The 13,044-nt window shown below is 63.0% G+C and carries 10 protein-coding genes; 2 read left to right on the top strand and 8 right to left on the bottom strand.

The window, feature by feature from the left end; genetic code table 11:
* Positions 1–4: 4 nt before the first annotated feature.
* From ABIE40_RS20695 to ABIE40_RS20660, 8 genes are all read right to left on the bottom strand, one after another.
* Complete coding sequence (locus ABIE40_RS20695; protein ID WP_354541091.1) at positions 5–880, bottom strand: ABC transporter permease; 876 nt, start codon at positions 878–880, stop codon at positions 5–7.
* The gene (locus tag ABIE40_RS20690) at positions 877–1,824 is read right to left on the bottom strand and encodes an ABC transporter permease (protein WP_130280253.1); all 948 of its coding nucleotides are present in this window, start codon (positions 1,822–1,824) and stop codon (positions 877–879) included. Before ABIE40_RS20690 ends, ABIE40_RS20695 begins: the two co-directional genes overlap by 4 nt.
* A 64-nt stretch (positions 1,825–1,888) precedes the next feature.
* Positions 1,889–3,397, bottom strand: coding sequence for an ABC transporter substrate-binding protein (locus tag ABIE40_RS20685; RefSeq protein WP_112714457.1), 1,509 nt, complete (start codon positions 3,395–3,397; stop codon positions 1,889–1,891).
* Positions 3,398–3,441: 44 nt separating this feature from the next.
* Complete coding sequence (locus tag ABIE40_RS20680; RefSeq protein WP_148194650.1) at positions 3,442–4,167, bottom strand: FadR/GntR family transcriptional regulator; 726 nt, start codon at positions 4,165–4,167, stop codon at positions 3,442–3,444.
* Positions 4,168–4,344: 177 nt separating this feature from the next.
* The gene (locus ABIE40_RS20675; protein ID WP_130280249.1) at positions 4,345–5,145 is read right to left on the bottom strand and encodes an inositol monophosphatase family protein; all 801 of its coding nucleotides are present in this window, start codon (positions 5,143–5,145) and stop codon (positions 4,345–4,347) included.
* Between the two features lie 28 nt (positions 5,146–5,173).
* Positions 5,174–6,235, bottom strand: coding sequence for an ABC transporter ATP-binding protein (locus tag ABIE40_RS20670; RefSeq protein WP_112714451.1), 1,062 nt, complete (start codon positions 6,233–6,235; stop codon positions 5,174–5,176).
* Positions 6,232–8,472 (bottom strand): ABC transporter permease, encoded by a 2,241-nt coding sequence (locus tag ABIE40_RS20665; protein WP_199625552.1) that lies wholly within the window; start codon positions 8,470–8,472, stop codon positions 6,232–6,234. Before ABIE40_RS20665 ends, ABIE40_RS20670 begins: the two co-directional genes overlap by 4 nt.
* 77 nt (positions 8,473–8,549) lie before the next feature.
* Positions 8,550–9,578 carry an ABC transporter substrate-binding protein gene (locus tag ABIE40_RS20660; protein ID WP_199625551.1) on the bottom strand — a complete coding sequence of 343 codons (1,029 nt, stop codon included), beginning with the start codon at positions 9,576–9,578 and terminating at the stop codon, positions 8,550–8,552.
* Positions 9,579–9,759: 181 nt separating this feature from the next.
* Here ABIE40_RS20660 and ABIE40_RS20655 point away from each other — a divergent pair, with 181 nt between their 5' ends.
* Positions 9,760–10,773 carry a LacI family DNA-binding transcriptional regulator gene (locus ABIE40_RS20655; protein WP_199625550.1) on the top strand — a complete coding sequence of 338 codons (1,014 nt, stop codon included), beginning with the start codon at positions 9,760–9,762 and terminating at the stop codon, positions 10,771–10,773.
* A gap of 237 nt (positions 10,774–11,010) precedes the next feature.
* A complete protein-coding gene (locus tag ABIE40_RS20650) occupies positions 11,011–12,924 on the top strand; it encodes a DUF5054 domain-containing protein (protein ID WP_199625549.1) in 1,914 nt (637 codons plus the stop codon).
* Positions 12,925–13,044 lie beyond the last annotated feature (120 nt).

Here is a 13,044-nt window from a genome sequence, read left to right as displayed (position 1 = left end):
GAGATCATGCTTCGCGCGGATCGAGCGCATCGCGCAGGCCGTCGCCGAGGAGATTGAAGCCGATGACGACGAGGAAGATCGCCGCCCCCGGCCACATCGCCATCCATGGGGCTTGGGAGAGAAAATTCTTGGCAACGTTCAGCATCGAGCCCCAGCTGGCGGCGGGCGGCTGCTGGCCGAGACCGAGGAAGGAAAGACTGGCCTCGGCGATGATCGCGGTGGCGACCGTCAGCGTTGCCTGGACGAGGATCGGTGCCGCGACGTTCGGCAGGATGTAGCGGGTGATGATGCTGAAATGGCGAAGGCCGATCGAGCGCGCACCCTCGACATAATCCTCGGTCTTGACCGCCAGAACCTGGCCGCGTGTCAACCGGATGAAGATCGGCATGGCCGACAGGCCGATGGCGATCATCGCATTGGTCAGGCTCGGCCCCAGGAAGGCGGCGAGCGCAATCGCGGTGATCAGGAACGGCATGGCGAGGAAGGCCTCGGTGATGCGCGAGATGATCTGGTCGACCCAGCCGCCGAAATAGCCGGCAAGCAGCCCGAAGGGTACGCCGATGAAAACGGAGATCGCTACCGAGAAGACGCCGGCCATCAGCGAGGCCTGCGCTCCTCCCCAGATCATGCGGGAGAGGATATCGCGGCCGATATCGTCGGTGCCAAGCCAGTGGGCGGCCGATGGCGCCTTGCGGATCGCCGACCAGCTGGTGGCGTTGGGATCCGGGATCGGCAGGATTGGCGCGGCGGCCGCCAGGATCGCGAAGAAGGCGATGATGCAGAGGCCCACAAGCGCGCCCTTGTTGGCCTTCAGTTTGCGCCAGGCGCGGCTGGGTACGCGCTGCTCGGTGGCGACGGCAACCTGATCGATGGCGGTCATAGCGAGGCCCTCATGCGCGGATTGAGAAGGACGAACAGGATATCGGCGATGAGGTTCATCATGATGAAGCCGATCGCGGTGCAGAGCACGACGCCCTGGACGACGGCGTAGTCGCGGTTGAAGACGGCATCGACGATCAGCTTGCCGAAGCCCGGAATGGTGAAGATCTGCTCGGTCAGGACGGCACCGGCCAAGAGCTCGCCGAAGAGCAGCGCGCTCAGCGTCACGATCGGCAGCACGGCATTGCGGAAACTGTGTTCGAGAACGACGGAGCGCTCCGAAAGCCCCTTGGCGCGGGCGGTGCGGATGTAGTCGGCGCTGAGGACGCTGAGCATCGCCGAGCGCGTGTGGCGCATCAGCGTCGCCGCCAGCGCGTTGCCAAGCACGAAGGAGGGCATCAGCATCGTCTGGATCGAACGGAGCGGATCGTTGAAGAAGGGCTCGTACCCCGAAGCCGGCAGCCAGCCGAGCTTCACCGAGACAAGCAGGATCAGCATGATGCCGAGCCAGAAATTCGGGATCGAGAGGCCGGAGAGCGCGATCAGGTTTGCGAGATAGTCGAAGAGCGTATTCTTCTTCACCGCCGCGAGAATGCCCATGGGAACGCCGATCACGAAGGCGAAGATCATCGACATGATGGCGAGCTGGATCGTCACCGGAAGCTTCTCGGCGACCAGCTCGAGAACCGGCTGATTGGTTCTGAGTGAGATACCAAGATCGCCCTGCAGCACCGAGCCCAGCCAGGAGACATACTGGTAGGGAACCGGATCGTTCAGCCGGTATTTCTCACGCAGATATTCGATGACCTGCGGATCCCGCTCTTCGCCGGCCATGGCGAGGATGGGGTCGCCGGGCAGGAGCTTCTGCAGCGAAAAGACGAAGACCGATATGATCAGCAGCGTCGGAATGGCGACGAGAAGCCGCTTGGCGATGTAGGTGTACATGGTGAGCGATCCTGAACGGGCCTCAAGAGGCGGCGGGAGGGACCCGCCGCCGCGGTTGCTAGGCTCAGCCTTCCTTCTTGACGCCGGTCAGGCGGATCATGCCATCCGGCGAGGCGACGAAGCCGGTGACGTTCTTGTGCAGCGCCCAGATCCACGAGTTATGGCCGAGATAGATGATCGGCAGGTCGTCGTTGAGGATCACGGCGGCGGCGTCGTATTTCTGCTTGCGCACCGCATCGTCGGTGGAGGCGCGGGCCTCGTTCAGCAGCTTGTCGACCTCGGCATTGCAATACTTCGTATCGTTGATGCCGCCCTTGCAGGTGATGAACTGATGGATGTTGCCGTCAGGATCGATGCGGCCCGACCAGTCGGAACGGCTGAGCTGATAGTTGCCGGCCGTCTGTTCCGAAAGCAGCGTCGCGAATTCCGTCGAGCGGATCGTCACGTCGAAACCGGCTTCTGCCACCATCGACTGGATGATCTGCATCATCTGCGAAGCCACGGGGTTGTTCTGCACCTGCAGCTCGATCGGCACACGATCGAAACCGGCTTCCTTGACGAGCGCCTTGGCCTTGTCGAGATCGCGGGCCGGAACCGGAACGTCCTTGTCGAACCACGGGCTGTTCGGCGGGAAGGACTGGTTGCCCGGAACGGACGTGCCTTCATAGACGATCTGGTTCAGCGCTTCGCGGTCGATCGCCAGCGAGAATGCCTGGCGCAGGCGCTTGTCCTTGCCGAACGGATTGTCGGCGCGCGCGCCGTTGCCGATATTGGCGTAGAGCGCCATGTAGCCGGTGCCGATCGCGTCGGCATAGGTGAGGGTCGAATCTTCCTTCACGGATGCGGCGTCGGTCGGCGCCAGACGCTCGATCATGTCGAGATCGCCGGAGCGCAGGTTGGCGAGGCGCACGGTCGTATCCGGGATCGGCAGGTAGGTGACCTTGTCGATGAAGATATTGTCCTTGTTCCAGTAGTCCTGGAACTTCTCAAGCACGATACGGTCCTGCTGGACGCGCTCAACGAACTTGAAGGGGCCGGCGCAGACCGGGTGATTGCCGAAATTGGCGCCGAGCTCCTTGGCGGCCTTCGGCGAAACAATCATGCCGGCGCGGTCGGAAAGCTGGGCGAGCAGCGTGACGTCTGGGCTCTTCAGCGTGAATTTCACTTCGTATTCGCCGGTCGCTTCGACCTTCTCGACCGAGGTCAGCTCGCTCTTGCGGCGCGATTCCGGCAGCGTCATGTTGCGCTCGATGGTGGCGACGACGGCAGCGGCATTCATCGGCGTTTCGTCGTGGAACTTGACGCCTTCGCGCAGCTTCATCGTCAGCGCCTTGCCGTCATCCGACCAGTGCCATTCGGTGGCGAGCTGCGGCACAATCTTCAGGTCTGGGGTGACGTCGACAAGCTTGTCGCACATCGCGGTATAGACGATGCGGCCGACGAAGGTGCGCGACTGCGCGGGATCGAGCACGTCGGCATCGTCCTGCAGGCCGATCTTCAGCTCGGCGGCAAAGGATGGGAGGGCAACGAGCGCCCCGGCTAGAAGGGTCGTCACAAAACTGGCGGTCTTCATTTCACTCTCCTCTGGTTCTTTTTTGCTTCATTGCCGGCGGCTCTTCAGGTGAGCTCTTCTTTGGTCTCCGGTATCTGGTGGTCGAGCGAGGTCATGCGGACCAGGCTCTCCTGCAGCGTCAGCAGGTGCTGGCGCATGGCTTCGCCGGCTCTCGCGGGGTCGCGGGCGGCAATCGCGTCGACGATCGCGGTGTGCTGTCCATAGGTCACCGTGCGCGTCTTGCTGGCGGCGCGTGCCCGCTCGCGGATCGTCTGCCAGGCTTCGTCCTGGCGCACGCGGTTGATGACGTCGAAGATCGTCAGGAAGAACTGGTTGCCGGCCGATTGGGCGATATGGCGGTGCAGCGCGCCGTCCCAGAGCTCGCGGCCATCGGCATCGGTGCTTTCGTAGATCTTCTTGACGAGCTCATACATGCGCTCGACATCGGCCTTCTTGGCGCGGATGGCGGCAAGCTGAGCGAGCTGTGGCTCGATGCGCAGGCGCACTTCCATGATTTCCATCAGGTCCGTGCCGGCGACGATCGAATCCACATGCTCGCTCCAGCCGTCGGGGCGCCTTCCGGCAAACGTGCCGGATCCCTGGCGGCGCCAGATCAGTCCCTCGGCTTCCAGAACTTCCAAGGCACGGCGGATGGCGCGGCGGCTGACGTCGAGCATCTCCGAGAGAGCCCGTTCAGTCGGCAGCTTGCCGTCGGCATCGAGGCTGTCCGAGCGCAGCAGCGCACGCAGCTTGTCGAGAGCGTAATTGGAGTTCCCCGTGGTCTCATCCATGTCGAATGGTCCGAACCAATTTCTTATTGGTCCAATCCAAAACCATATTGGTTCGCATCGTCAAGCGGTTTTTTGTGCAATTTTTGCATTGCACAAAAGATGGGCTGTGGATTTCGCTACGCACAAAAAATCCGGCGCCGATGACGCCGGATTGGGCAGATAAAGATGCAAAAACGCTTAAATACCGGCGATTTTGCGCAGATCGTCGGTTGAGCCGGGTGCCGTTGCCAGAACCGGCGCACCCTTGGTCAGGCGTTCGCCTTCGGTCGGGAAGGGATGGTACCAGCCGCCGGCTTCCTTGACGAGGCAGTAGCCGGCCATGCAGTCCCAGGCGTGCATATAGGGCTCGTAATAGCCGACGAGGCGGCCGGCCGCGACATAGGCGAGCATGAGGGCGCCGGAGCCGTTGCGGATGAAATTGCCGCCGGCTTCCAGCAGGCTTTCCACCATCTTGCCGACGAAGGCAGGCGTGACGTGGTTGTTGGCGCCGATGCCGGTCACGGCGTTGCGGATCGTGCGGGACGGATCGAGCGAGAGCTTGTTGCCGTTCAGCGTCGCGCCCATGCCCAGCGCTGCCGCATAGAGTTCGTCGTGGCAGGGCGCCGAGATGACGCCGACGACGGGCACGCCGTCATGCAACAGGCCGATCGAGACGCACCAGTTCGGCATGCCGTTTACGAAGGGGCTGGTGCCATCGATCGGGTCGACGACCCAGGTGAAGCCCGATGTGCCGGATTCGAGGCCATATTCCTCGCCGAGAACGCCATCGGTGGGGTAGGCCTCATTGAAGCGTTTGCGGATCAGGTTTTCCACTTCGCGGTCGGCAATCGAGACCACGTCCTGCGGATCGCGCTTGGTTTCGATGACCAGCGTTTCGCGGCGCTTGAAATAATCGAGCGCGACGGCTCCCGCTTCACGGGCCACGGCTTCGGCCAGCGCGAGGCGCGCTTCGAGCCCGGGTACGACATGCGACGTCATGAAAATCTTCCCTTGATGAAATGCGGACTCAGCCGCCGATGATGGCAATGCCGCGATCCTTGAAGCCGATCTCCACCTCTGTCAAAGGCGCAAAGGCCCTTTCCACTGCGGGGTCGACGACGAACAGCGTGCCGTTACTGGTTTTGACTTCATATTCCACGTGGTCGCCAAGATAGGCGGCGTGGGTGATCTTGCCGCTGTAGGCGCCGCCATTCTTCGGCGCCAGCGTGATGGCGTTCGGGCGCACCGCCAGCTGTGCCGGGCCGGGGCGCATGTTGCGGCCCGATATGCGATGGGTGAGACCTTCGACATTGATCGTCGCGTGATCGCCGTCGATGCCGATGACATCGCAGGGCACGACATTCGCCTCGCCCATGAAGTCGGCAATGAAGGCAGAGACCGGCTGGTCGTAGAGATCGCGCGGCGCGCCCTTCTGGGCGATTTCGCCGTCCTTCATGACGATGATCTGGTCGGAGACGGCAAGCGCTTCGTCCTGGTCGTGGGTGACATAGACTGCGGTGAAGCCGAGCCGCTGCTGCAGCTCGCGGATCTCGGTGCGCACCCGGCGGCGCAGGCGGGCGTCGAGGTTCGACAGCGGCTCGTCGAGCAGCAAAACCTGGGGCTCGAGCACGAGAGCGCGGGCGACGGCGACGCGCTGCTGCTGGCCGCCGGAGAGTTCGGCGGGCAGGCGCTGCCCCATGCCGGCGAGGCCGACGAGCTTCAGGCCTTCCTCGGCGCGCTCGCGCGCCTCCTTGCGTTTCATGCCTGACGATTCCAGGCCGTAGGCGACATTGTCGAGCGAGGTCATGTGCGGGAAGAGCGCATAGGACTGGAACACCATCGAGACGTCGCGCTCGTTGGCCGGCAGCATTGTCACATCCTTGCCGCCGATCAGGATGCGGCCGGACGAGGGGTGCTCGAGACCGGCAAGCATGCGCAGCGTCGTCGTCTTGCCGCAGCCGGACGGGCCGAGCAGGGTCACCAGCGTGCCGGGCTCGATCGTCAGCGACAGGTTGGGAATGGCGGTGAAGGCGCCGAAGGTCTTGCGCACGTTCTCGAAGACGACGGAACCGGGTTTGTTGCTGCTCATGCGGTTTTCTCCTGACCGAGAGGTGCGGATGCGGTAGCGGCCGGCGCTGCCATCGCGACGCGGTTTTCGCGGCGCAGGCGGCGTTCGCCGACGAGGAACTGGAAGCCGGCGATGACCGTGACCATGACGACGATCAGCGCCGAGGAATAGGCGATCGCGACGCCGTATTCGCCATTCTCGACGAGGCCGACGATATAGGCCGTGGACATGTTGTATTCGGCGCTGACGAGGAAGATGACGGCGCTGATCGAGGTGATGGCGCGCACGAAGGAATAGACGAGCGCCGCCGTGATTGCCGGGCGCAGCAGCGGCAGGATGACCTTGCGGATCGTCCGGAAGCTGTTGGCGCGCAGCGTCAGCGAGGCCTCGTCGAGGCTCTTGTCGAGCTGGCTCATCGCCGCTACGCCGCCGCGCACGCCGACCGGCATGTTGCGGAACACGAAGCAGGCAACCAGGATCAGCGCCGTGCCGGTCATTTCGAGCGGCGGCAGGTTGAAGGCCATGATGTAGCTGATGCCGATGACCGTGCCGGGGATCGCGAAGCTCAGCATCAGCGCGAACTCGAAGACGTTCCGGCCGACGAACTTCTGGCGGACGATGATGTAGGCCGTCAGCAGGCCGACAGCGGCCGTGAGCGGGGCGGAGATCAGGGCGATCTCCATTGTCGTCCAGAAAGAATTCCAGGCGACCCCCGTCCACGCCAGGCCGCCGTCATCACGGAACCCGATCGAGAAGGCGCGAATGTAGTGTTCGAATGTCAGGGTATTATCGAGGCCCCAGGTGCGCACGAAGCCGCCGAACAGGATCATCGCATAGACGACGATGGTGAAAATCGCCCAGGGGATGACCAGCGAGTGAACAGCGATCGAGACGCCGCGCGGCAGCGCGATATGCTGGCCGGAATCGCCCTTGCCGGTTACCGTCGCGTAGCTCTTGCCCTGCAGCCAGAAGCGCTGGGCGATGAAGGCCGACATGGTGAAGACGAGCAGGATCATGGCGAGCACCGCAGCACGGGCCGGATCGTTCTGCGAGCCGACGACGGCGAAGAAGATCTCTGTCGACAGCACGCCATGGCTTCCGCCGAGCACCATCGGGTTACCGAAATCGGCCATGCTTTCGATGAAGCCGATCAGGAAGGCGTTGGCGAGGCCGGGCTTCATCAGCGGCAGCGAGACGCGCCAGAAGGTGCGCCAGCGGTCGGCGCGCAGCGTCTGCGACGCTTCCTCCATCGACGGGCTGACGCCCTCGACGACGCCGATCAGCACGAGGAAGGAAATCGGCGTGAAGGAGAGGACCTGGGCGATCCAGATGCCGGTGAGGCCATAGAGCCAGCGGCCGGGCTCGATGCCGAGCAGCGAGGAGATGAGCTGTGTCGCGACACCTGAGCGGCCGAACAGCAGGGTCAGCGCCAGGCCGACGACGAAGGGCGGCGTGATGATCGGCAAGATCGTCAGCAGCCGCAGACCCTTCTTGTAGGGAAAGCGGGTGCGGGTGGCGACGAGCGCGAAGCACAGGCCGAGCGTCGTCGAACCGGCGGCCGTCATGATCGCCAGCCAGAGGGTGCGCCAGGCAACGCCGCAGCGTTCGCCGCCGACAACGCAGCCGAGGCTCCAGACGGAGGAATCCTGGATATTGGTCAGGAAGCCGTTGGGATTGAACGAGCCGTCGAAATCCTGAAACGCGCCGACGAACATGCTGCCGACCGGATAGAAGACGAAGATGGCGACGAGGAACACCAGCATGGCGATGGCGCCGACCACGAAGGCGTCGCCCTTCATCACGCCGCGTTCGGCAAGGCCGAAGGCGAAGAAGAACACGAAGACGAGGCCGGTGATGATGGCCCCCGCACCCATCGACGGCTGGCCGTCAGGCAGCGCGCCGAACAGGTTTTCGGCGAATGTCCAGCTCCAGCCGGAGAGGTTGATCGCCAGTCCTTCGAGCGTCAGGAAAAGAACTCCCAGGCCGCCTGCCCAGGCAAGCAGCGTGGCGCGGGATTTCGGATCGGGAAGGAAGCGCGCGATGCCGCCAAGCAGAACGAAGACGACGGCGATCGCGAGCCACCATCGGCCATAGGTGGTGATCTGCAGGATGCCGGGCGCCGTGGAGGGATCGCCCAGGAAATCAGACAGCCAGCCAAGGCCGAAGAAGCCGCCTTCGATCCGATACCACGGGAGCAGTATCAGGGCGGCAATGGCGAAGACGAGAGCGATATCCAGTCTGCGATTGTGGTTCTTCATGGGGTCGCTCCCGCTTGAGCACGGTATAGGCATGGCGGCCGGCAGCTTTGGGCTCCCGGCCATCGGTTTCAGGAGGATCAGTTCGCCTTGGCGCCGATTTCCTTGTCCCAGCGGGCGAGAAGCGCCTTGCGGACGTCAGGGTTGCCGTATTTCGCGAAGTCGTAGTCGATCAGCTTGATGTCCTCGAACTTCGGCGCTTCCTTCGGCACCTCGGCCGACTTGTTGGACGGCAGCTGGAAGGACTTGGCGTCCTTCATGTGCGACTGCGCCTCGGCGCTGAGTGCCCAGTCGTACCACTTCTTGGCATTTTCGAGGTTCTTGGCGCCCTTGACGATCGACATCGAGCCGATCTCGTAACCCGTGCCTTCGCAAGGCGCGACCGCCTTGATCGGGAAGCCTTCGACGGTCTGGGCGACGGCGTCATGCATGAAGACGATGCCGATCGTCGATTCGCCGCGGGCAGCCGCCTTTACAGGCGCCGAGCCGGACTTGGTATATTGCGAGACGTTGGCGTTCAGCTTCGTCAGATAATCGAATGCCTGGTCCTCGCCCATGATCTGCACCAGCGTCGCCAGCGTGTTGTAGGACGTGCCCGAGGAGTTCGGGTTGGCGATCTGGATTTCGCCCTTGTAGGACGGGTCAAGCAGATCGGCCCAGCACTTCGGCTCCTTGAGGTTCTTCTGCTTCAGGATGTCGGTATTGTAGCCCCAGCCGAGCGCACCGGCATAAACACCGACCGTGCGGTACTTGGCGCTTTCGGCCTGCTTCTTGGCCCAGTCCTGCAGCTGGTCGAAGAGCGGCGATTTGTATTCGAGCGTCAGGTTTTCCGCTGCTGCCTGCAGATGCGGGTCGCCGGTGCCGGCCCACCAGATATCGGTCTTCGGATTGCGGGCCTCGGCGCGGATCTTGGCATAGGTCTCGCCGGCGGACAGGCGCACCATGTTCACCTTGATGTCGGACTGCTTCTCGAACAGCCCCTTCATCAGGTCGCAAACTTCCTGGTCGGCCGAGCAGATGACGTTGAGATTGCCGGCGGCATGGGCCGAAAAGGCAGCAAAAGACACAGTCGCGGCGAGCATCGCTGCCGCAATTTTAGCTGAACGCATTATTTCCTCCTGGATGTGGCGGCGCCTCCACGCCGATCGCCTTTGCAAGCGTGTGCAAATGCTGCATGACCTAATAAACCCTGTCAACCACTTTTGTCACAAAACTGTCATAAAAGTCCTGGAGGTGGATATTGCACGCAATTGCAATATCGTGCACAGTCGCGTGCAAGGGGAGATTCAGGTGGTCACGAAAGTCTTTGTCAGCGCGCAGGAAGTTGCGGAAAAGGCGGGCGTTTCCCGCTCGGCGGTGTCGCGTACCTTTACGCCGGGAGCAAGCGTCGCGCCGGAAACCCGCAAGCGGGTGATGGAGGCCGCGGAGGCGCTCGGCTATCACGTCAACCATCTCGCCCGCGGGCTGATGCGCAACGAGAGCGGTATCGTCTGCCTCATCGTTTCGGAAATGGGTACGCCCTACCGCTCGTCGCTGATCCGCGCCGTGACGCAGCACCTGCAGAATTCCGGCAAGATCGCCATGCTGATCAATACCGACCGTTCCGACGGCAGTGTCGACCGGGCGCTGCGGCAGGCGATCCGCTACCGCGCCGATGCCTCGATCATTCTCTCCGGCCTGCCCGACAAGTCGATCACCCAGCTCTGCCTGAAGAACGGCCAGCGGCTGGTGCTGATCAACCGCGACGACGACCAGCCGGGGCCGCTCAGGATTAATCTTGACGACCAGGAAGCGGCCGGCCGCATCCTGACGGCCTTTGTCCGCGCCGGCTGCCGGCGGCTCGCCTTCGCCAATTCGGAAGTGGGAACGCCGAGCCTGATGGCCCGCGAGCATGGCTTCGTCGCGGCTGCGGCGGCACTCGGCATGGAGGTCGCCGTCGAGCGTTTTGGTTCGACCGGCTATGAGGCGGGCAAGGTCGTCGCCCAGCGCCTGCTGACCCGCAAGGAGCGCCCAGACGCGATCTTCTGCGCCAACGACCTCCTCGCCTGCGGCGTGATGGACGCGGCGCGCCATCAGTTCATGATGTCGGTTCCCGACCAGCTCTGCGTTGCCGGTTTCGATGACATCGAGCAGGCCTCATGGTCCTCCTACGATCTGACGACCTTCGCCCAGCCCGTCGAAGCCATCGCCCGGGAGGCGGTTGCCTTCCTTGCGGCGCCGGGGGCGGCCGACGAGGAGGCACAAGTGCAGACCTTGAAGCTTCACGCGGAGCTCGTCTGGCGTGGCTCGATCCGCGGCGGCTGACAGCGTCCCGGAGCTTTGTGCATACGATTACACAGATTTTCGAAAGGCGGATTTATGTGTGCTAGAGCGCCACTTTCGCTGTAATTCTAAGATATTTTGTCTGTTCCAATGAAAGAAGCGGTTCCGCAACCGATCGCCACGGCAGCCTGCGTCAAAAGTCAGCTTGAACACGTTTACATTGTCTCGTAGATGTCGAGGCGGCCGGTGCGGTTGCCGAGGCCAGCGAGCGGAATGGACATGTCAGAAAAGCGCGTGCATCTGGTCTTCAAGACCCATCTGGATATCGGCTTCACGGATCACGCGGAGAAGGTTCGCCGCCAGTATCACGAGCGGTTCATCCCGCAGGCGATCGAGACGGGCGCGCATTTCCATGCCGAGAACCCCGAGGAGCCGAAGTTCATCTGGACGACGGGCGCCTGGCTGATCTGGGATCATCTGAATTCGCGCTCTCCGGCCGAAGTGGCGAAGCTCGAAGAGGCGATCGAGCGCGGGCTGATCCGTTGGCACGGCCTGCCGTTCACGACGCATACCGAGCTGATGTCGCCCGACCTTTTCCGCGCCGGGCTCTCCTATTCGCAGGAGCTCGACCGGCGCTTCGGCAAGAAGACGATTGCGGCGAAGATGACCGATGTGCCCGGCCACACGCTCGGCATGGTGCCGCTGCTTGCCGAAGCCGGGATCCGCTTCCTGCATCTCGGCGTCAACACTGCTTCGCCGCCGCCTGAAGTGCCTGACGTCTTCCGTTGGCGCGCGCCGGGCGGCGAGGAAGTCGTCGTCATGTATCAGCGCTCCTATGGCGAAACCTATTTCCCGGAAGGCTTTGCGGACGGGCTGAGCTTTGCCCATACCAACGACAATATCGGCCCGCAAAGCGTGCCGCAGACGGCCGAAGCGCTGCGCGAAATCCGCCATCGAGAGCCGGATGCGGTGATCCGTGCGGCAACACTTGAAGATTACGGCGCACTCCTCTGGGAGGCGCGGCAGCGCTTTCCGGTCGTCGATATCGAGCTCGGCGACAGCTGGATCCACGGCAGCGCCACCGACCCGCAGAAGACAGCGCAGTTCCTCGCCTTACAGCGGCTTTACGACCGCTTCGCCGCTGACGGCCTGACGAAAAGCCGGCTCGCCTTCGGCCGCGAGCTGGCGATGGTCGCCGAACACACCTGCGGAGTCGATATCAAATCCTATCTGCGCGACGACAAGGCCTGGTCGCGGCCGGATTTCGAGGCGGCGCGCAAGAACGACTACCGCTTTGCCTATGCCGAGCAATCCTGGCAGGAGCAGCGCGATTACCTCGGCAAGGCTGTGTCGATGCTGGAACCCGAAGATGCTGCCGCAGCCACGCAGGCGATTGGCGAACTTGCTGCGCCTGCATTGCCTGCGATCTCGGGCAAAGAGAGTGAGCTGAAAGTTGGCGGCTGGACGATCCAGCTTGAAAGCGAAAGTGGCGATATCACCTCGATCGGGACGCCTTCGGGCAAGGTGATTCCGGGCCGCGGCGGCGCTCTGCTCGGCTATCGCTACGAAAGCTACGATGCCGCCGATGTCGGCAGGCATATGGACACCTATTTGACGCACCGGCAGGAATGGGCGGTGCTCGATCATGACAAGCCAGGGCTCGGCCAGTCGGGCGCTGCGCTGTCGCAATCCTTCTCACCGGTTCTCGAGGCGGCCACGGGCAACATGATGTTGCTTTCGCTGCCCGAGCGCGCATCGGCTTCATACGGGTCGCCAAAGCATGTTTCGCTGCGGTTCTCGGATGAGGGCGGTGCGCTTTCCATTCAGCTAACGCTGCATGCCAAGCCCGCCAACCGCATGCCGGAGGCAAGCTTCTTCTTCGTCACGCCCGCGGGCGAGACGGAGTGGAGCTTCCGCAAGATGGGGCTCTGGCATCACTCGGATGCGATCGCCGAAAGCGGCGGGGCGCAGCTGCAGGCCGTCGGCGCTGCACGCTCCGGCGCGCTGCAGATCGAGCCTCTGGATACGCCGCTCGCCGCACCCGCAAGCTGGGACTTCATGACCTTCTGCAAGACCCGCCCGGACTTCGCGGAAGGCATCCGGTTCAATCTCCACAACAACAAGTGGGGCACGAATTTCCCGATGTGGTGCGAGGGCGACATTGTCGCCCGCTTCCGGCTTTCCGAAATTTAAGTACCTGAAAAATAATAGCAAAGCCAAGCCGCGGAGAGCGATCTCCGCGGCTTTTTCGTTGTGGAAAAGTCTTTGCCTTCGCCCGCTTGCGCTAAGTTGGATACTAATATACTACTTCTT

The organism is Rhizobium sp. OAE497 (assembly GCF_040546565.1).
In the GTDB taxonomy this organism is placed as follows: Bacteria; Pseudomonadota; Alphaproteobacteria; order Rhizobiales; family Rhizobiaceae; genus Rhizobium.
Note: the sequence above shows the minus strand (reverse complement) of the source record. Positions and strands in the feature narration are given on the sequence as shown.

Bases quoted from the DNA above. Each gene is read 5' to 3' on its own strand.
- ABIE40_RS20670 (WP_112714451.1), bottom strand. From the start codon at position 6,235: ATGAGCAGCAACAAACCCGGTTCCGTCGTCTTCGAGAACGTGCGCAAG.
- ABIE40_RS20665 (WP_199625552.1), bottom strand. From the start codon at position 8,472: ATGAAGAACCACAATCGCAGACTGGATATCGCTCTCGTCTTCGCCATT.
- ABIE40_RS20685 (WP_112714457.1), bottom strand. From the start codon at position 3,397: ATGAAGACCGCCAGTTTTGTGACGACCCTTCTAGCCGGGGCGCTCGTT.
- ABIE40_RS20675 (WP_130280249.1), bottom strand. From the start codon at position 5,145: ATGACGTCGCATGTCGTACCCGGGCTCGAAGCGCGCCTCGCGCTGGCC.
- ABIE40_RS20650 (WP_199625549.1), top strand. From the start codon at position 11,011: ATGTCAGAAAAGCGCGTGCATCTGGTCTTCAAGACCCATCTGGATATC.
- ABIE40_RS20690 (WP_130280253.1), bottom strand. From the start codon at position 1,824: ATGTACACCTACATCGCCAAGCGGCTTCTCGTCGCCATTCCGACGCTG.
- ABIE40_RS20660 (WP_199625551.1), bottom strand. From the start codon at position 9,578: ATGCGTTCAGCTAAAATTGCGGCAGCGATGCTCGCCGCGACTGTGTCT.
- ABIE40_RS20695 (WP_354541091.1), bottom strand. From the start codon at position 880: ATGACCGCCATCGATCAGGTTGCCGTCGCCACCGAGCAGCGCGTACCC.
- ABIE40_RS20680 (WP_148194650.1), bottom strand. From the start codon at position 4,167: ATGGATGAGACCACGGGGAACTCCAATTACGCTCTCGACAAGCTGCGT.